Origin of the sequence: Streptomyces sp. NPDC059567 (assembly GCF_042735655.1) — a bacterium.
Classification (GTDB): Bacteria; Actinomycetota; Actinomycetes; order Streptomycetales; family Streptomycetaceae; genus Streptomyces.
In genome coordinates, this window is record NZ_JBHWBS010000035.1 from 26666 (window position 1) to 43445 (window position 16780).

The window sequence follows — 16780 nt, forward strand, 5'->3', positions numbered from 1 at the left end:
TTTACCTCCCCACTCAGCCACGGGCCGGCCGGGGCCCGCCGGCGGCGCGCCGGGCGGGGGGGCCCCGGCGGGCGCCGGCCCCGGGACGACCGGGGTCGCCGGTTCCCCCATGACCGGCGGCTCCCCCGCGGCCCCTGCCGCCACCGCCCCCGCGCGGCGGGCCCGGCGCCGCCCGCGTCCCGGCGGCTGGCTCGCCGCCCTGCCGCTCTTCCTCGTCGTCGGCGTCGCCTTCGGGCTGCCGGCGCTCGCCATGGCCGACGGTGCCTTCACCGTCGCCGACGGCGGGTACGGCCTCGACAACGTGACCCGGTCGGTCGACGGCGCGTACCGCACCGCCCTGCTCGGCAGCATCGAGCTGTCCGCGCTCACCGCGGCGGGCGGCACCCTCTTCGGACTGCTCCTCGCCCAGGCCGTGGTCTCCTCCCGAGGCCGGGCCCTGCGGGAGGCCGTGCTCACCGCCTCCGGGGTGCTCGCCAACTTCGGCGGCGTGCCGCTCGCCTTCGCGTTCGTCGCCACCCTCGGCAACGCCGGAGTGCTCACCACGAGCCTGGGCCTCGCCGAGCACGGCTGGTCGCTGTACGGCTTCTGGGGCCTCGCCCTGACCTATCTGTACTTCCTGATCCCGCTGATGGTGCTGACCGTGGCGCCCGCGCTCGACGGACTGCGCGTCCAGTGGCGGGAGGCGGCCCGCGACTGCGGCGCCTCGGCATGGCAGTACTGGCGCCATGTCGGCCTTCCGGTGCTGCTGCCGTCCCTCCTCGGCGGGTTCGTGCTGCTCTTCGGCAGCGCGTTCGCCGCGTACGCGACGGCCGCGGCGATGGTCGGCAGCTCCGTGCCGCTGGTGACGCTTCAGATCGCGGACGCGCTCTCCGGCAACGTCCTCGTCGGCCAGGAGAACGTCGCCCTCGCGCTGAGCCTCGACATGGTCGTGGTCGCGGCCCTCGTGATGGCCGTCCACCTCCCCCTCCAGCGAAGGAGCACCCGATGGCTCGCCTAGGACGTCCCCTGGTGCTGCTGCTCGCCGGGGTCTACTTCCTCGTCCCGCTGCTCGCCTCCGCCGTGTTCACCGTGGACATCCCCGGGCAGGGGCTCACCCTCTCCTCGTACACCCGGATCTTCGCGGCGCCCGGTTTCGGCGGCAGTCTGCTGCTGTCGCTCGGGCTGGCGGCGGCGAGCGTCGCCCTCGTGCTGCTGATCACCATCCCCGCGGCGGTCGCGGCCCGGCTCTCGGCGCCCCGGCTGCGGCCGGTCCTGGAGGTCGTGTGCACGCTGCCGCTGGTGGTACCGCCGGTGGCGCTGACCGCCGGGCTCGGGACCGTACTGCGCTGGGGTCCGGAGAAGCTGTCCACGACCCCGCTGTACCAGACGTTCGTGGCCGTGCAGAACCCTGACTTCCCCGTCGTCCTCGTCCTCGCGTACGCCGTGATGGCGCTGCCCTTCGTCTACCGGGCGCTCGACGCGGGACTGCGCTCCGTGGACGTGCGCACCCTGGTGGAGGCTGCGCGGGACTGCGGGGCCTCCTGGCCTCGGGCGCTCGTCTCGGCCGTGCTGCCCAATCTGCGGGGCGCCCTGCTGAACGCCTCGTTCCTGACGCTGGCGCTGGTCCTCGGCGAGTTCACGGTCGCCTCGCTGCTCGGCTTCCAGCCCTTCGCGGTGTGGATCGTGCAGGCGTCCGGCTCGGACGCCCGGCTCTCGGTGGCCGTGTCGCTGCTGAGCCTGCTGCTGACCTGGGTGCTGCTCCTCGCCCTGACGACCGTGGGCAACCGCCGCCGTACACCGCGCCCTTCCCGTACTTCCGAAGGAAAGACCTCCCGATGACCGTGCTCGACCAGCCGGTACGCACCGGCGCCGCTCTCGAGATCCGTGGCCTGCGCCGGTCCTTCGGCTCCGCCGTCGCGCTCGACGGCCTCGATCTCGATGTCGCCCCCGGCGAACTCCTCGCGCTGCTCGGTCCGTCCGGCTGCGGCAAGACGACCGCGCTGCGCGTGCTGGCCGGCTTCGAGCGGCCCGACGAGGGCCGGGTGCTGCTCGACGGAGAGGACATCGTGCCGGTGTCCGCCGACCGCCGTGACACGGCGATGGTCTTCCAGTCGTACAGCCTCTTCCCCCATCTCACGGCCGCCGACAACGTGGCCTTCGGGCTGCGGATGCGCAAGGTGCGGACGGCCGAGCGCCGGGCCCGCGCGGCCGAGCTGCTCGAACTCGTCGGTCTGGCCGGCCACGGCGACCGCTTCCCGCACCAGCTCTCCGGCGGTCAGCAGCAGCGGGTCGCGCTGGCCCGCGCGCTCGCGCTCCGGCCCCGGCTGCTGCTGCTCGACGAGCCGCTGTCGGCGCTCGACGCACGGGTGCGGCTGACGCTACGGGAGGAGATCCGCCGGCTCCAGCTGGAGTTGGGCATCACCACCGTGTTCGTCACCCACGACCAGGAGGAGGCGCTGTCGATGGCCGACCGGGTCGCGGTGATGAACGGCGGCCGGCTGGAGCAGTGCGCCTCCCCGACGGAGCTGTACGAGCGTCCCGCGACGGGCTTCGTCGCCGAGTTCGTCGGCACCATGAACCGGGTCTCCGGCCGGGTCGCCGGCGACGACGTGGTGGAGGTGCTCGGCGCACGGCTGCCGGTCGAGGGTCCGGGCGGTACGGGGGACGTACGGGTGCTGCTGCGGCCGGAGGCGCTGGAGGTGACCGCGGGCGGCTCCGCCCATGTCACCGGCTCCGCCTTCCACGGCCCCACGACCCGGCTGCGGATCACCCTGCCCGACGGTACGGACGTCAAGGCGGACGTGCCCACGCACGCGGCGGCCGGGCTGACCCCGGGCGCTGCCGTCACCGTGACTCCGCGGCAGCGACCCGTGCTCCTCGCCTCCTGGGACGGCGAGGCGTGACCGGGCTGCAGGCGGTCCTCTTCGACATGGACGGAACGCTCGTCGACACCGAGGGCGTCTGGCTGGACGTGGTGGAGGCCGCGGCCGTGCGCCGGGGCCGCGTCCTCGGCGCCGAGCGCCGTACGGCGGTGACGGGCCGCTCGGTGGAGGACGCCGCGGCCATGCTCCAGGAGTACCTGGACGCGCCGGCGGCGGAGCTCGCGGCCGAGTTGGGCGCGGACTTCGCCGCGCGGCTCACGATCGCCGCGGCGCCCCGGCCGGGCGCGCTGCGCCTGCTTGCCGCGCTGCGCGCGCGCCGGGTCCCGACGGCGCTGGTGTCCGCCTCGCCGCGGGCGGTCGTCGCCCAGGTCGCCGGCACCCTGGACGGACACCGTTTCGACGCGCTGTTCGGCGCCGAGGACACCGCACGGACGAAGCCGGAGCCCGATCCCTATCTGGCGGCGGCGGTGGCTCTCGGCGCCGAACCGGCGCGGTGCGTGGCCGTCGAGGACAGTCCGACGGGGGTCGCCTCCGCGGTCGCCGCGGGCTGCCGGGTGCTCGCCGTGCCGTCGACGGAGCCCCTGGAGGACTTCGCCGGCACCGAAGGCGTCACGCTGGCGGACTCGTTGACCGAGGTGGATCCCGAGTTGTTGATCTCCCTGGTCCGGTGAGTACGGGCCATGACAGGGTTGGCCTGTGAGTGAGGCACGCGGCAGGACACCGCTCTATCTGAAGGTCGCCGCCGATCTGCGGACCGCCATCACGGCGGGCGAGTACGGCTCGGGGGCGAAGCTGCCCGCCGAGGACGAACTGGCCCGCCGTTACGGCGTGTCCAGGGGCACGGTCCGTCAGGCGCTCGCCGCGCTGCGGACCGACGGGCTGATCACCTCGCGGCGCGGTTCGCGCCGGGTGGTCCTCGGCGGGCCTCGACTGCACAGCTTCGGCGAGCTGCGCTCGTTCACGCGCTGGGCGCGCTCGCTCGGGGAGGAGCCCGGGGGCCGGATCGTGGCCGTCGACCGGGTCCCCGCGGACGCGGAGGAGGCCGAGAAGCTGCGCGTCGAGGAGGGTTCGCCGGTCTACCGGGTGCGGCGGCTGCGGACGCTCGCGGGCACGCCGGTGATGGTGGAGCGTACGACGTATCCGGAGCGGATCGGGGAGCTGGTGGCCCGGATGCCGCTGGACACGGTCTCGCACTCGGAGCAACTGGAGCTGCACGGCGTGCTGTTCGCGGACGCCCGGCACACCATCGACCTGGTGCCCGCCGACGCCGACGACGCGGAGCTGCTCGGCTGCCGGGCCGGGGAGTCGCTGCTGCGGGAGCGACGGCACTCCACCGACCCGACGGGGGCGCCGGTGGAGTGGTCGCAGGACCGCTATCTGCCGGGGACGGTGGCGTTCACGATGCAGAGCTCGACGGGGACGAGCGCGCTGGGGCGTCGGCTCGGCTCGTGAGCGCTCGGCTCGTGAGCGCTCGGCCCGTGAGCGCTCAGCTCGTGAGGAGCAGCCCGGCCAGCAAGGGCCTGAAGTGCGCGAATCCGGGGGTCGGCAGCTCCGGGTCCTTCGCCTGTTCGTCCCAGCGGCGCACGGCGACGGCATCGGCTGCCCCCGGGTGCGCCTCGAAGGCGCGCGCCTGCGCCTCGGTCATCGGGCCGCCCTGGACGGCGAGGGTGTGCACGGACGCCTCGGAGAGCAGGTCGAAGTAGCCGGGCTCGACGGCGCAGAGGTAGCGCTTGGCGGCGACGTGCAGCCGTACGGGCTCGGTGACTTCGGGGCCGAACCACTGGTCGAGCCAGTCGGCGCCGGTGTGGCTGTGCCGGTTGTCGGTGCCGTGCTCCATCAGGTCGCGGCCGGTGACCGCCCCCTGGAAGTGGCCGACGTCGTGCAGGAGCGCGGCGGCGATCAGGTGCGGCGGGGCACCGGCCGCCTCGGCGAGGGCGCCGGCCTGGAGCATGTGCTCGGCCTGGGTGACGGCCTCGCCGAGGTACTCGGCGCTGCCTTCGCCTTCGAAGAGGGCGGCGAGGGTGTCGAGCGGGTTCGCGGTGGTCACCTGGCCTCCCGGCGCAGGACGGCGAGGGTGGAGGCGAGGCCGTCGATGTCGGCGTAGGCGCCCTGGAGGTGGCGGTCGCCGGACTCGGCGAAGGCCGTCCGGGCATGCAGCAGCCGGGTGTTGTCGAAGATCAGGCAGTCGCCGGGGGCGAGCCGGAAGTCCAGCTGAAGCTCCGTTCGGAGCAGCAGGTCGCCGAAGCGCCGGTAGGCGGCGTAGAAGGCTTCGAGCACGTCGGCGGGGAGTCGCAGGGTGCCGATGGAGCGGTTGTTGAAGCGGATCTCGCGGATCCGGCCGGCCGGGTCGACACCGATCAGCGGCCGGTGGGCGCGGAGCTCGGTGCGCTCGTCGGCGAAGGCGAAGGGTACGGGGACGCGGGTGAGGATCTCGTACGCCTCCGGGGCCTCGGCGCGCAGCAGCGCAGCAGCGTGGAAGCCGTCGACGAGACCGGAGTCGCCGCCCCGGGCCGCGTTGGTGAGGCAGTGCAGCAGCTGGAGGGTGGGGACGGGGTCACGGTACGGGTTGTCGGTGTGCGGGGTGATGCGGGCGCCGGTGAAGGCGAGGTTGTTGGGGTCGGCCTCGACCCGTACCTCGAAGAGCTCGCCGTAGTTCGTCTCCCGTACGTAGCCGAAGGTGCGGGCCACGTCGAGGACCTGGCGGTCGCGGACGGGGACTCCGCGCAGCAGCACGAAGCCGAGGCGCAGGACCGAGTCGAGGGCGGCGGCCCGGACGGCCGCGTCGGCGGTGTACGCGTCCCAGTCGGCCTCGGGGAGCCCGCCGTCGAAGCGGCTCGCGGCCCACGGTTCCTTGTCGTCCTCGGTGCGGCCGTCGCCGGGTGCCGTGGGGGTGCCCGGGAGGTGGGCGTCCAGCCAGGTCTCGGGGTAGACGGACCGGTGGCCGTCGGGGGCCCAGACCACCTCGTGTGCGGGGGCGCCGTCGGGGGTGCGGGTGTCGTGGACGGCGTCGACGGCGAGCGCGGCGGGCAGTTCGGTGATCTGGAACAGCTTCTGGCCGTTGCGGGGGGCGCGGCAGTCCGGGCAGGGGCAGTTGTCGCGCAGCCAGAACGGCGGTGCGGAGGTGAGTGACACCATCGAGGGATCTCCAAGTTGTACAGACAACTTCCTTTCAGACGCGAGCCTCGCAGCCCGGAGTGGCCGCGGGGTTACGGCAGGGTGGACGGCGCCGCCGCGCCGCCCCGCCACGGCGAACGGGGAGAACCGCTTCAGCGAGCAGGACGTCATGCGGGAGGGCGGGGTGCCGGGCGGCGAGGCTCGTCCTCGTCGCGGGCGAGCCGTCATGGACGCGTCCTGCCCGGTCCGCGACCGGCCGGCATGGGGGAGGACCGGCCGCGAACCGGGGGCTGATGGGGTCGGGTGGCTCAGCAGCCGTGGTCGACGAGGTCGAACGAGGCGTAGTGGTCGGCCGTGTAGTAGTCCTCCTGGTACGAGTCGCCGGTCACGATCCGGCGGGCACCGCGGGTGGAGGAGCCCGGGGTCTTCACCGTGTACTCGTGGTAGTAGCCGACCGAGTGGGACGGGAGGATGCCTTCGCGGTTCTGGAAGACGCTGCCGTCCTGGCGGTAGGGGAAGGGGCCGCCCTGCTCGATCAGGCGGAGGGTGTCGTGGGCCTGGGAGGGGAGGTCGGAGTAGCAGATCTCGCCGACGGCGGCGGCCGAGAAGGCGGACGCGGCCGGCACCGGGGCGGGCGGGGCGACGGCCGCGCCGGCCGGGGCGCCGAGGAGGAGGGTCGAGACGAGGGCGGCGGCGCCGCCGATGACGGTGAATCGTGGGGGGATTCGCATGACGCCGATGATGACGCGCGTAGACGAGATCCGGACACCCCAACTCCCTTCATTTCTCCGGACGTTAACTTCCTCCGACCGATGTGGGGACGGCGTGTGCGCCCCTCACGCGTACGCCACGCCCACTCGGACACCGCGTCAGGAACCCTCTGCCCCCTGGTCGATCACGATGTCCAGCTCCGCGAGGAAGGCCGTCGCCCCGGGGGTGAGGGTGGAGCGGTTCCAGATGAGGTGCTCGTTCCGGGCCGGCGCGTCGCTAACCGGGACCGTGACGACGCCCGTGAGGTGCGGGGTGTAGGCCGAGGGAAGGAGGGCGATGCCGAGGTTCTGGTGGATGAGCCGTGTCGTGAACCCGGCGTCGGTCACTTCGAAGGCGACCTCGCGGTGGACTCCGGCCGCGGCGAACGCCTGGTCGGACTGGAGCCGTCCGGCCGTTCCCGCCGGCTTGTCCACGAACACCTCGGAGGAGAGGCGGGCGAGGTCGACCTCGGTCTCCCCCGCGAGCGGATGGCCGGGGGCGACCACGGCGACCAGCCGGTCGTGGGCCAGCAGCCTGGAGCCGACCCCTTCGGGCCGGGCCGACGGGGGCAGGCCGAGAAAGGCGATCTCGAGCGCGCCCTCCTTGACCAGCTCGACGAGGAGTTCGCTGGCGCCGACGTGCAGACCGATGCGGACCTGGGGATAGCGCCGGCGGAAGGCGTGCAGTGCGGCCGGGATGTCGAAGGCCGCGACGGTGGGGATCACGCCGATGGCGAGCCGGCCGCGGATCTCGCCGACGGCCGCGGCGACCTCGGCGGCGGCGCGCTCGGCGGCGTTCACGGCCTGCCGGGCCGCCGGCAGGAACGCCTCCCCGGCCGGCGTCAACCGCACGCGGCGGCTGGTGCGGTCGAAGAGCCGGGCGCCGAGCTCCCGTTCCAGGCGCGCGATCTGATGACTGAGGGCGGACTGGACCACGAGGCACCGCTCGGCGGCGCGGGTGAAGCTGCTCGTCTCCGCGACGGCGATGACGTACCGCATCTGCTGAAGCTCCATGGATCCATCGTGAATCACGATGGATCCGGTGACAAACATGCATTGGACTCATTGATCACCGGCGCCGAAGCTGGATCGCGTGAAGAACCTGGTGACGTCATCGAGCCCGGCAGGTCTTGCCGACACTGCCCTGACCGCGTCCGCGCCCATGGTCTGGGGGACCACGTTCGTGGTCACCACCGAACTCCTGCCCCCGGGCCACCCGTTGTTCGCGGGACTCCTCCGCGCCCTGCCCGCGGGCCTGATCGCGCTGGCGATCACCCGCACACTGCCCCGCGGGGCGTGGTGGCCGAGGGCCGCTGCGTTGGGCGTGCTCAACATCGGTGCGCTCTTCCCGCTGTTGTTCGTCGCCGCCGAACGGCTGCCCGGCGGTGTGGCCGCCCCGCTGAGTGCGGCTCAGCCTTTGATCGTCGCGGTCCTGGCCGTGGCGGTGCTGCGTCAGCCCCCGTCGGCCCGGAGTTTCGTGTGGGGGATCGCCGGTGTCGTGGGCGTCGGTCTGGTGGTGGTCGGCCCTGACGCGGGGTTCGACGCGGTCGGGATCCTGGCAGGTCTCGGCGGCGCCGGTTCGATGGCGCTCGGGGTGACGCTCACCAAGCGCTGGGGACGCCCGGACGGCGTCGGCCCGACAGCTTTCGCGGGCTGGCAACTCGCCGCGGGCGGCCTGTTCCTGGTGCCGGTGACGTTCCTGTTCGAGGGCGCGCCGCCCGCCGTCGACACGAGCGCCGTGCTCGGCTATCTCTGGCTCGGCCTGATCGGCGGACTGCTCTCGTACGTCCTGTGGGTCCGGGGCGTGACCACCCTGCCGGTCACGTCCGTCGCCGTCCTCGTCCTGCTGTCGCCGATCGTGGCCGCCCTGCTGGGCGCGCTGCTGCTCGGCCAGTCCCTCGGCCCGGTCCAACTGGTCGGTTTCGCCCTCGCCCTCGCCGCGATCGCCGCGGGCCAGATCGCCCCGAAGCCCTCGGGCACCTGAGGCGAGGAGCACGAGGGCTTCGGGGGCGCATGCGTCAGGAGGCCGTCGCTCCCCCGCGCCGGACGGGCCGGCCGAGGTCAGGACGCGGCCGCTCCCCCGCGCGGGAGGCGGAGGCTCAGCAGGGCCGCCGCCGCGTAGGTCGCGACGACCCACGGCATCGCCGCCCCCACCGACAGGTCCGCGAAGTACGCGGTACCGATGGCCGCCGCCCCCAGCGCGCCGCCGAACTGCTGCGCCGTCGAGAAGACGCCCGACGCACCGCCCGCCATCTCCCCCGGCACCGACGACAGGACGATGGTGACCAGCGGCACGACCAGGAAGCCGAGGCCCGCGCCGGCGACGACGAGGCCCGGGACCAGCGGCCAGGCGCCGGTGTGGACGGGGGCCGCCGCGCTCATCGCGTACCAGACCCAGGCGTAGCCGACGGCCATCAGGACCGCGCCCGCCACCGGTACGAACCGGCCGAAGCGGGCCGCCAGCGGGTCCGCCGCCGGGGCGGTGAGGAAGCCGCCGGCCGAGAAGGCGACCATCAGCAGGCCGGCCTCCAGCGGCGCGTACCCCTGCTCGCCCTGCAGCCAGATCGCGAAGACCAGGAAGAAGCCTTGCATCCCGAGGGCGAAGAGCAGTTGGACCGCGAGCCCGTACGAGAACGCCGGCACCCGGAAGGTCCGCCCCGGCAGCACCGACCCGCGCGCGGCGAGCCGCGTCACCGCGAGGACGCCGCCACCGAGGAGCAGCCAGCCCCACAGCGGCCGGCCGTGTTCGCGGCCCTGGACCAGCGGCAGCACGATCGCGACGAGACCGGCGGCGAGGACGAGGCTGCCGAGCAGCGGCGGGCGGGCGGCGGAACGCTCCCGGGTGGACGGCACGAGGACCACGGCCGCGACCAGGGTCACGACGGCGACCGGCACGTTCACGAGGAAGATGCTCCGCCAGCCGAGCCCGAAGAGGTCGGCGTCCGTCAGCACCCCGCCCAGAAGCAGACCGACGGCGGAGGCGAAGCCGGCCACGGCCCCGTACATCCCGAAGACCTTGCCGCGCTCCTTGCCCTGGAAGAGGGCGTGGAAGGAGCCGAGGACCTGCGGCATCAGGACGGCCGCCGTCACGCCCTGCACGGCCCGCGCGGCGATCAACTGGCCCGGCGTCTGGGCGATTCCGCAGGCGAGGCTCGCGAGCCCGAAGCCGGCCGTGCCGGCGAGGAAGAGCGCCTTGCGTCCGTAGCGGTCGCCGAGCCGCCCGGCGACGATCAGGGTGGCCGCGAAGCCCAGCAGGTAGGCGGAGACGGTCCACTGCAGCGCGCTTTCGGAGGCGCCGAGCCCGTGCCCGATGGACGGCAGGGCGACATTGACGATGGTGACGTCGATCAGGTCCATCAGGGCGGCGACCATCATGACGACGGCTGCGGCCCAGCGGCGCGGGTGGACGGCGACGGAGTCACCGCTGGTCGTGGTGGAGACGGTGGTCGCGGACATCGCGCGCCCCTTCCCGGGATTTATTTCGTTCGACCTAACGAAATAAAATCTGGCACACGCCCGTCCGTGATCGCAAGTCTTTCGTTCGGGCGAACGAAATACTTGCTAGGATGAGGCCATGAGCGAGCAGAACCAGCGCGCCGAGGTCATCGCCGCCCTCACCGTCGCCGGACGCGACTCCAGCGCCGCGTCCGTCGCCTTCCACACGGCGGTCGCGGCCAAGCAGGACCTCGGCCCCACCGAGACCAAGACCCTGGACCTCCTCCAGCGCCACGGCGCGCTCACCGCGAAGGAGCTGGCCGAGCACTCCGGCCTCGCGCCCGCCTCCGTGACGGGGCTCGTCGACCGTCTGGAGCGCAAGGGCTTCGTGCGCCGAGTGAAGCACCCGACGGACAAGCGCCGGGTGCTGATCGAGCCGCGGCCCGAGAAGCTGGCCGAGCTCGCCCCGCTCTTCGATGACTGGGCGCGCGAAGTGCACGAACTCTACGAGGAGTTCACCACCGAGGAGCTGCTCACCGTCACCCGCTTCCTGACCGGCGCGACCGACCGCCAGCGCGCCGCGACGAAGCGCCTCACCGACTAGAGCCGTACACCGGCCGCGGCACCTCCGCCTCCGCCAGCAGCTTCAGCGCCGTCTCCCCCGCCTCCGCCGGGCTCCAGCGGGCCCCCTTGTCGGCCGTCGGTCCGGGCCGCCATCCCTCCATGACGGTGATCCGGCCGCCCTCGGCCTCGAAGACCCGGCCGCTCACACCCGCCGAGGCCGCCGAGCCCAGCCAGACCACCAGCGGCGACACGTCCTCCGGTACGCCCTCCAGGCCCGCGAACGCCTGTTCCGTCATCCGCGTCCTGGCCGCCGGGGCGATCGCGTTGACCTGGATCCCGTAGCGTCCCATCTCCGCCGCCGCGACCAGGGTGAGGCCGACGATGCCGGCCTTGGCGGCCGCGTAGTTACCCTGCCCGACGCTGCCCAACAGCCCTGCTCCCGAGGTGGTGTTGACGACCCGGGCCGCCTGCTCGCGCCCCGCCTTCGTCTCCGCCCGCCAGTGCGCGGCCGCGTGCCGCAGCGGCAGGAAGTGGCCCTTCACATGGACGCGCATGACCGCGTCCCAGTCGTCCTCGCCGAGGTTGACGAGCATCCGGTCGCGCAGGAATCCCGCGTTGTTGACCAGGGTGTCGAGCCGTCCGAAGGAGTCCAGGGCCGCGGCGACCAGCGAGGCCGCGCCCTCCTCCGTGGCGACGTCGCCGCCGTGCGCGACGGCCTCGCCGCCCGCCGCGCGGATCTCCTCCACCACCTGCCCGGCGGGCGAATCCGTCCCCGCCGAGCCGTCGAGCCCGACCCCCAGGTCGTTGACGACGACCTTGGCCCCTTCCGCCGCGAAGGCCAGGGCGTGGGCGCGCCCCAGCCCCCGTCCGCCGCCCGTCACGATCACGACCCGGCCGTCACAGATTCCCATCTCAGCTCTCCTTGTTGACAGTTGCGGCATCCAGAAACGCGGGGCGCTCGCCGCCCCCGTGCACCAGGAGCGAGGCCCCCGAGACGTACGCGGCCCGGTCGGAGGCCAGGAAGACGGCCGCCTCCCCCACGTCCGCCGGCTCGGCGAGCCGGCCGAGCGGCACGGTCGCCCCGACGGCGGCGACGCCCTCCTCGTCGCCGTAGTGGACGTGGGACAGCTCCGTGCGGACCATGCCGAGGACGAGGGAGTTCACCCGCACCTCGGGGGCCCATTCCACGGCCATCGAGCGGGCCAGGTTCTCCAGGCCGGCCTTCGCGGCGCCGTACGCGGCCGTGCCGGGCGAGGGCCGGGTCCCGCTGACGCTGCCGATCATGACGATCGCGCCGCGGGAGGCCCGCAGCAGTTCGTACGCGGCGAGGGAGACGGTCAGCGGGGCGATGAGGTTCAACTCCACGACCCGCGCGTGCCGTTCGGCGTCCCCCTCGCCGAGGAGCCGGTACGGCGTTCCGCCGGCGTTGTTGACCAGGACGTCCAGCCGTCCGTACCGCTCGTCGACGCCCGCGAAGAAGGCGCCGACCTCCGCGGGTTCCCGCAGGTCGAGGGGGGTGAAGACGGCCTCGCGACCCCCGTCCCGCACGGGCTCGTCCGGGGGTCTGCGGGCACAGACGATCACCCGCGCGCCCGCCCTGAGGAACGCCCGGGCGATGCCCGCGCCGACCCCGCGCGTGCCGCCGGTGACGACGGCGACCCTCCCGTCCAGCTCCATCGGCTGCTACCTTTCCTCACCAAGCAGTCACCTAACAAATGTTTGGTGGAAAGGTAGCTGATCCGCTCATGGGTGTCTCCACCTCAAGCCCGGGCAAGGGCATCGCACGCGTCACCGTCGACTTCCCACCCGTCAACGCCCTTCCCGTACAGGGCTGGTACGACCTCGCCGACGCGGTCCGCGCGGCGGGCCGGGACCCCGAGGTCCGCTGTGTCGTGCTGGCCGCCGCCGGCCGGGGCTTCAACGCGGGCGTCGACATCAAGGAGATGCAGCGGGACGCGGGGCACAGCAGCCTCATCGGCGCCAACCGCGGCTGCGCGGAGGCGTTCGCGGCGGTCTACGAGTGCGAGGTGCCGGTCGTCGCGTCAGTCGGCGGCTTCTGCCTGGGCGGCGGGATCGGGCTCGTCGGCAACGCGGACGCGATCGTCGCCTCCGAGGACGCCACCTTCGGGCTGCCCGAGCTGGACCGGGGCGCACTCGGCGCCGCCACCCATCTCGCCCGGCTCGTGCCCCAGCATCTGATGCGCGCGCTGTACTACACCTCCCGCACCGCCACCGCCGCCGAGCTGCATGCCCACGGCTCGGTCTGGAAGGTCGTGCCGCGTGAGGAACTCCTGGACGCGACGCTGGAGTTGGCGGCCGAGATCGCCCGGAAGGACGGGTATCTGATCCGGCTCGCCAAGGCGGCGATCAACGGGATCGACCCCGTGGACGTGCGCCGCAGCTACCGCTTCGAGCAGGGCTTCACCTTCGAGGCCAACCTCAGCGGGGTCGCCGACCGCGTCCGCGACACCTTCGGCAAGGACGAGGCCAGGGAGGCCGGCTCGTGACCGACAAGACGATGACCCCCGACGAGGTGGTGGGGCGCCTGCGCAGCGGCATGATCCTCGGCATCGGCGGCTGGGGCTCACGCCGCAAGCCGATGGCCCTGGTCAGAGCGCTGCTCCGGTCCGAGATCACCGATCTCACCGTGGTCTCCTACGGCGGCCCCGACGTCGGCCTGCTGGCCGCCGCCGGCCGGATCCGCAAGCTCGTCGCCGCCTTCACCACCCTGGACTCGATCCCCCTCGAACCGAACTTCCGCGCCGCCCGCGAGCGCGGCGCCTTCGAGCTGACGGAGCTCGACGAGGCCATGTTCATGTGGGGCCTGCATGCCGCGGCCAACCGGCTGCCCTTCCTGCCCGTACGGGCCGGGCTCGGTTCGGACGTCATGAGGGTCAACCCCGAGCTGCGGACGGTCACCTCGCCCTACGAGGACGGGGAGACGTTCGTCGCCGTGCCGGCCCTGCGCGTGGACGCCGCCTTCGTCCACCTCAACCGCGCCGACCGGCTCGGCAACGGCCAGTACCTGGGCCCCGACCCGTACTTCGACGACCTCTTCTGCGAGGCCGCCGACACCGCGTACATCTCCTGCGAACGGATCGTCGAGCGGTTCGACGCCGACACCGCCCCGCAGTCCCTGCTCGTCGGCCGGCACAGCGTCACCGGTGTCGTCGAGGCACCGAACGGCGCCCACTTCACCTCCTGCGCCCCCGACTACACCCGCGACGAGCCCTTCCAGAAGCTGTACGCCACCACCCCCTGGCCGGAGTTCGCCGAACGGTTCCTCTCCGGGAAGAGCGAGGACGACTACCAGCAGGCCGTACGCACCTGGCACGAGGAGCAGCAGTGACCACGACCACGACCGTCACCCGCGCCGAGTACTGCGTCGTCGCCTGCGCCGAGGCCTGGCGCGACAACGGCGAGATCCTCGCCGCCGCCATGGCCCCGGTCTCCTCCTTCGGCGCCCGGCTCGCCAAACGCTCCTTCTCCCCCGACCTGCTGCTGACCGACGGCGAGGCGATGCTCGTCGGTCTCGACGGGCAGGTCGAGGGCTGGCTGCCGTACCGCCGCCACCTCATGATGGTCACCGGCGGCAAGCGGCACGTCATGATGGGCGCGAGCCAGATCGACCGGCACGGCAACCAGAACATCTCCTGCATCGGCGACTGGTCCCGGCCCGCCCGCCAGCTCCTCGGTGTCCGCGGAGCCCCCGTCAACACCCTGAACAATCCGGTGAGTTACTGGATCCCCAAGCACTCGCCCCGGGTCTTCGTCGAGCGCGTGGACATGGTCAGCGGCGTCGGCTACGACCGCGCGGCCGCCGCCGGGGCCGGCCGTTTCCACCGGATCCCGCGGGTCGTCTCCGACCTCGGCGTCTTCGACTTCGAGACGCCCGACCGCTCGATGCGGCTCGCCTCGGTCCACCCGGGCGTCACCGTGGACCAGGTCCGCCAGGCCACCGGCTTCGACCTGGTGATCGGGGACGACGTCCCGCACACCCGTGAGCCGACCGCCGAGGAGCTGCGGCTGATCCGCGAGGTGATCGACCCGAAGGGGCTGCGGGACCGGGAGGTCCGGGTCTGATGGAGACGGCGCTCACCAAGCTGACCGGCGTCCGGTACCCGATCGTGCAGACCGGCATGGGCTGGGTGGCCGGGCCGCGGCTGGTCTCTGCCTCCGCGAACGCCGGCGCCCTCGGCATCCTCGCCTCGGCGACGATGACCGTCGAGGAGCTGCGTGCGGCGGTCCGTGAGGTGAAGACGCGTACGGACCGGCCGTTCGGCGTCAATCTCCGCGCGGACGCGGGCGACGCCCGCGAGCGGGTGCGGATCATCGTCGACGAAGGCGTACGGGTGGCCTCCTTCGCCCTCGCCCCGTCCCGGGAACTGATCGCCGAGCTGAAGGACGCGGGCGTGGTCGTGGTCCCGTCCATCGGGGCCCGGCGGCATGCCGAGAAGGTCGCGGCCTGGGGCGCGGACGCCGTGATCGTGCAGGGCGGCGAGGGCGGCGGGCACACCGGCGAGGTGGCCACGACCGTCCTGCTGCCGCAGGTCGTCGACGCCGTCGACATCCCGGTGATCGCGGCCGGCGGCTTCCACGACGGCCGGGGCCTGGTGGCCGCGCTCTCCTACGGCGCGGCCGGCATCGCGATGGGCACCCGCTTCCTGCTCACCTCCGACTCGACCGTCCCCGACGCCGTCAAGGAGAGATACCTGGCCGCGACGGTCAAGGACGTGACGGTGACGACCGCCGTCGACGGACTCCCGCACCGGATGCTCCGTACGGAGATGGTCGCCGCACTCGAACGGGCGGGCCGGGTACGGGCGTTGGCGCAGGCCGTCCGCCGCGCGGCCGGCTTCCGCCGGATCTCGGGGCTTTCGTGGTCGCGGATGATCCGCGACGGTCTCGCGATGAAACACGGCAAGGACCTGTCGTGGAGCCAGGTCCTGCTCGCCGCGAACACCCCCATGCTCCTCAAAGCGTCCATGGTCGAGGGCCGCACCGACCTCGGTGTCATGGCGTCCGGACAGGTCGCGGGGCTGATCGAGGACCTCCCGAGCTGCGAGGAACTCGTCCTGCGGGTCATGTCCGAGGCCGAGCACGTGCTCCGCACCCTGCCAACACCAGGGTGATCCCTCATCCCCTCACGGGAGTTCAGTCATGCCTCTGTCGAGACGCGCACTGCTGAGCACCGCCACCGCCGCAGCGTTCGCGGCGGCCACCGCCCCTGCCGTGGCGGCGACCGGAAGCCGCCTCCGCGCCACGGCCGTTCGCCACATCCCGCTCCAGGGCGCGGTCAACGTCCGTGACCTGGGCGGCTACCTCACCTACACCGGCGGCCGGGTGCGGCACGGCCTGGTGTACCGGGCCGATGCCCTGGGCAAGCTCACCGACTCCGATGTGACGACCCTCGCCGGGCTGCGCCTGGGGCGGGCCGTCGACTTCCGGATCCCGCTGGAGGTCCAGTACGACGGCGCGGACCGGCTCCCGGCCGGGGTCGTCCCGGTGTCGCGGCCGGTCACGGACAACGGCCTGTTCGGGCAGCTGCTCGCGGCGATCGGCTCCCGCGACCCGGTGCGCCAGGAGCAGATGCTCGGCGGCGGGCGGGCGGCCGCGTTCATGAACGAGGTGTACCGCTCGTTCGTCACCAGCGCGGCGAACCGCGCCCAGCTCGGCCTCACGCTCCGCGAGCTGGCCGGCCTCGGCTCGACACCCTCGCTCTACCACTGCACCTCGGGCAAGGACCGCACGGGCTGGACGAGCTATCTCCTGCTGACGGCCCTGGGCGTGCCGGAGGCGACGGCCGTCGGCGACTACCTGGCGTCCAACACCTTCCGTGCCGCGTACGACGCGAAGGTGCGGGAGGGGCTGAAGCAGGGCGGGCTGATGCAGAACCCGGACCTGATCATCCCCCTCCAGGAGGTGCGGACCGCGTATCTGAACACCGCGCTCGACGAGGTGAGGACCGCGTACGGCACTCTCTTCCGGTACCTCACCGACGGCCTGGGCCTGGAGCTGCGCACACTGTCGCGGCTCCAGGACCGGCTCGTCGACTAG

General features: G+C 73.2%; 19 protein-coding genes. 12 read left to right on the top strand and 7 right to left on the bottom strand.

Translation table 11 applies throughout. From position 1 onward, the window contains the following. Nucleotides 1–109 precede the first annotated feature (109 nt). Genes ACFVZW_RS17820 through ACFVZW_RS17840 form a run of 5 tightly spaced genes read left to right on the top strand, consistent with a single transcriptional unit; the run spans nt 110 to nt 4313 of the window. Complete coding sequence (locus ACFVZW_RS17820) at nt 110–997, top strand: ABC transporter permease (protein WP_384522229.1); 888 nt, start codon at nt 110–112, stop codon at nt 995–997. Then, the gene (locus ACFVZW_RS17825) at nt 985–1818 is read left to right on the top strand and encodes an ABC transporter permease (RefSeq protein WP_384522231.1); all 834 of its coding nucleotides are present in this window, start codon (nt 985–987) and stop codon (nt 1816–1818) included. The genes ACFVZW_RS17820 and ACFVZW_RS17825 overlap by 13 nt, the downstream gene beginning before the upstream one ends. After that, nucleotides 1815–2882, top strand: a complete 1068-nt coding sequence (locus ACFVZW_RS17830; RefSeq protein ID WP_384522233.1) for an ABC transporter ATP-binding protein — start codon at nt 1815–1817, stop codon at nt 2880–2882. Before ACFVZW_RS17825 ends, ACFVZW_RS17830 begins: the two co-directional genes overlap by 4 nt. After that, nucleotides 2879–3532 carry an HAD family hydrolase gene (locus ACFVZW_RS17835; RefSeq protein WP_384522235.1) on the top strand — a complete coding sequence of 218 codons (654 nt, stop codon included), beginning with the start codon at nt 2879–2881 and terminating at the stop codon, nt 3530–3532. The genes ACFVZW_RS17830 and ACFVZW_RS17835 overlap by 4 nt, the downstream gene beginning before the upstream one ends. A 25-nt stretch (nt 3533–3557) precedes the next feature. After that, nucleotides 3558–4313, top strand: a complete 756-nt coding sequence (locus ACFVZW_RS17840) for a GntR family transcriptional regulator (RefSeq protein WP_376442084.1) — start codon at nt 3558–3560, stop codon at nt 4311–4313. A gap of 34 nt (nt 4314–4347) precedes the next feature. Here the strand turns inward: ACFVZW_RS17840 and ACFVZW_RS17845 are convergent, their stop codons facing one another. The 4 genes from ACFVZW_RS17845 to ACFVZW_RS17860 form a co-directional block, all read right to left on the bottom strand. Beyond that, nucleotides 4348–4908: a phosphonate degradation HD-domain oxygenase gene (locus ACFVZW_RS17845; RefSeq protein WP_384522238.1), complete on the bottom strand. Its 561-nt coding sequence runs from the start codon at nt 4906–4908 to the stop codon at nt 4348–4350. Further along, entirely contained in the window at nt 4905–5996 is a 1092-nt protein-coding gene (locus tag ACFVZW_RS17850; RefSeq protein ID WP_384522240.1) for a TauD/TfdA family dioxygenase, read from the bottom strand. The genes ACFVZW_RS17845 and ACFVZW_RS17850 overlap by 4 nt, the downstream gene beginning before the upstream one ends. A gap of 287 nt (nt 5997–6283) precedes the next feature. Further along, nucleotides 6284–6706 carry a ribonuclease domain-containing protein gene (locus ACFVZW_RS17855; RefSeq protein WP_384522242.1) on the bottom strand — a complete coding sequence of 141 codons (423 nt, stop codon included), beginning with the start codon at nt 6704–6706 and terminating at the stop codon, nt 6284–6286. A 138-nt stretch (nt 6707–6844) separates the two neighbouring features. Continuing rightward, complete coding sequence (locus tag ACFVZW_RS17860) at nt 6845–7738, bottom strand: LysR family transcriptional regulator (RefSeq protein ID WP_384522244.1); 894 nt, start codon at nt 7736–7738, stop codon at nt 6845–6847. 148 nt (nt 7739–7886) lie between these two features. Here ACFVZW_RS17860 and ACFVZW_RS17865 point away from each other — a divergent pair, with 148 nt between their 5' ends. After that, the gene (locus ACFVZW_RS17865; protein ID WP_384522302.1) at nt 7887–8708 is read left to right on the top strand and encodes an EamA family transporter; all 822 of its coding nucleotides are present in this window, start codon (nt 7887–7889) and stop codon (nt 8706–8708) included. Nucleotides 8709–8785: 77 nt separating this feature from the next. Here ACFVZW_RS17865 and ACFVZW_RS17870 read toward each other — a convergent pair whose 3' ends face one another. Next, a complete protein-coding gene (locus ACFVZW_RS17870) occupies nt 8786–10180 on the bottom strand; it encodes an MFS transporter (RefSeq protein ID WP_384522246.1) in 1395 nt (464 codons plus the stop codon). A gap of 118 nt (nt 10181–10298) precedes the next feature. On the opposite strand from ACFVZW_RS17870, the gene ACFVZW_RS17875 reads away from it, so the two are divergent. Beyond that, the gene (locus ACFVZW_RS17875) at nt 10299–10763 is read left to right on the top strand and encodes a MarR family winged helix-turn-helix transcriptional regulator (RefSeq protein ID WP_384522248.1); all 465 of its coding nucleotides are present in this window, start codon (nt 10299–10301) and stop codon (nt 10761–10763) included. Here ACFVZW_RS17875 and ACFVZW_RS17880 read toward each other — a convergent pair. Both ACFVZW_RS17880 and ACFVZW_RS17885 read right to left on the bottom strand, forming a co-directional pair. Next, nucleotides 10753–11634 carry an SDR family oxidoreductase gene (locus ACFVZW_RS17880; protein WP_384522250.1) on the bottom strand — a complete coding sequence of 294 codons (882 nt, stop codon included), beginning with the start codon at nt 11632–11634 and terminating at the stop codon, nt 10753–10755. The two genes, ACFVZW_RS17875 and ACFVZW_RS17880, sit on opposite strands and share 11 nt — an antisense overlap. A 1-nt stretch (nt 11635) precedes the next feature. Continuing rightward, the gene (locus ACFVZW_RS17885) at nt 11636–12400 is read right to left on the bottom strand and encodes an SDR family oxidoreductase (protein WP_384522252.1); all 765 of its coding nucleotides are present in this window, start codon (nt 12398–12400) and stop codon (nt 11636–11638) included. A gap of 68 nt (nt 12401–12468) precedes the next feature. Between ACFVZW_RS17885 and ACFVZW_RS17890 the strand changes: the two genes are divergently transcribed. Genes ACFVZW_RS17890 through ACFVZW_RS17910 form a run of 5 tightly spaced genes read left to right on the top strand, consistent with a single transcriptional unit; the run spans nt 12469 to nt 16780 of the window. Next, nucleotides 12469–13230, top strand: coding sequence for an enoyl-CoA hydratase family protein (locus ACFVZW_RS17890; protein ID WP_384522253.1), 762 nt, complete (start codon nt 12469–12471; stop codon nt 13228–13230). Further along, complete coding sequence (locus ACFVZW_RS17895) at nt 13227–14072, top strand: CoA transferase subunit A (protein WP_384522255.1); 846 nt, start codon at nt 13227–13229, stop codon at nt 14070–14072. The genes ACFVZW_RS17890 and ACFVZW_RS17895 overlap by 4 nt, the downstream gene beginning before the upstream one ends. Beyond that, nucleotides 14069–14806, top strand: a complete 738-nt coding sequence (locus ACFVZW_RS17900; protein ID WP_384522257.1) for a CoA-transferase subunit beta — start codon at nt 14069–14071, stop codon at nt 14804–14806. Before ACFVZW_RS17895 ends, ACFVZW_RS17900 begins: the two co-directional genes overlap by 4 nt. Further along, entirely contained in the window at nt 14806–15855 is a 1050-nt protein-coding gene (locus tag ACFVZW_RS17905; protein WP_384522259.1) for an NAD(P)H-dependent flavin oxidoreductase, read from the top strand. The genes ACFVZW_RS17900 and ACFVZW_RS17905 overlap by 1 nt, the downstream gene beginning before the upstream one ends. 28 nt (nt 15856–15883) lie before the next feature. Next, nucleotides 15884–16780, top strand: a complete 897-nt coding sequence (locus ACFVZW_RS17910; RefSeq protein WP_384522261.1) for a tyrosine-protein phosphatase — start codon at nt 15884–15886, stop codon at nt 16778–16780.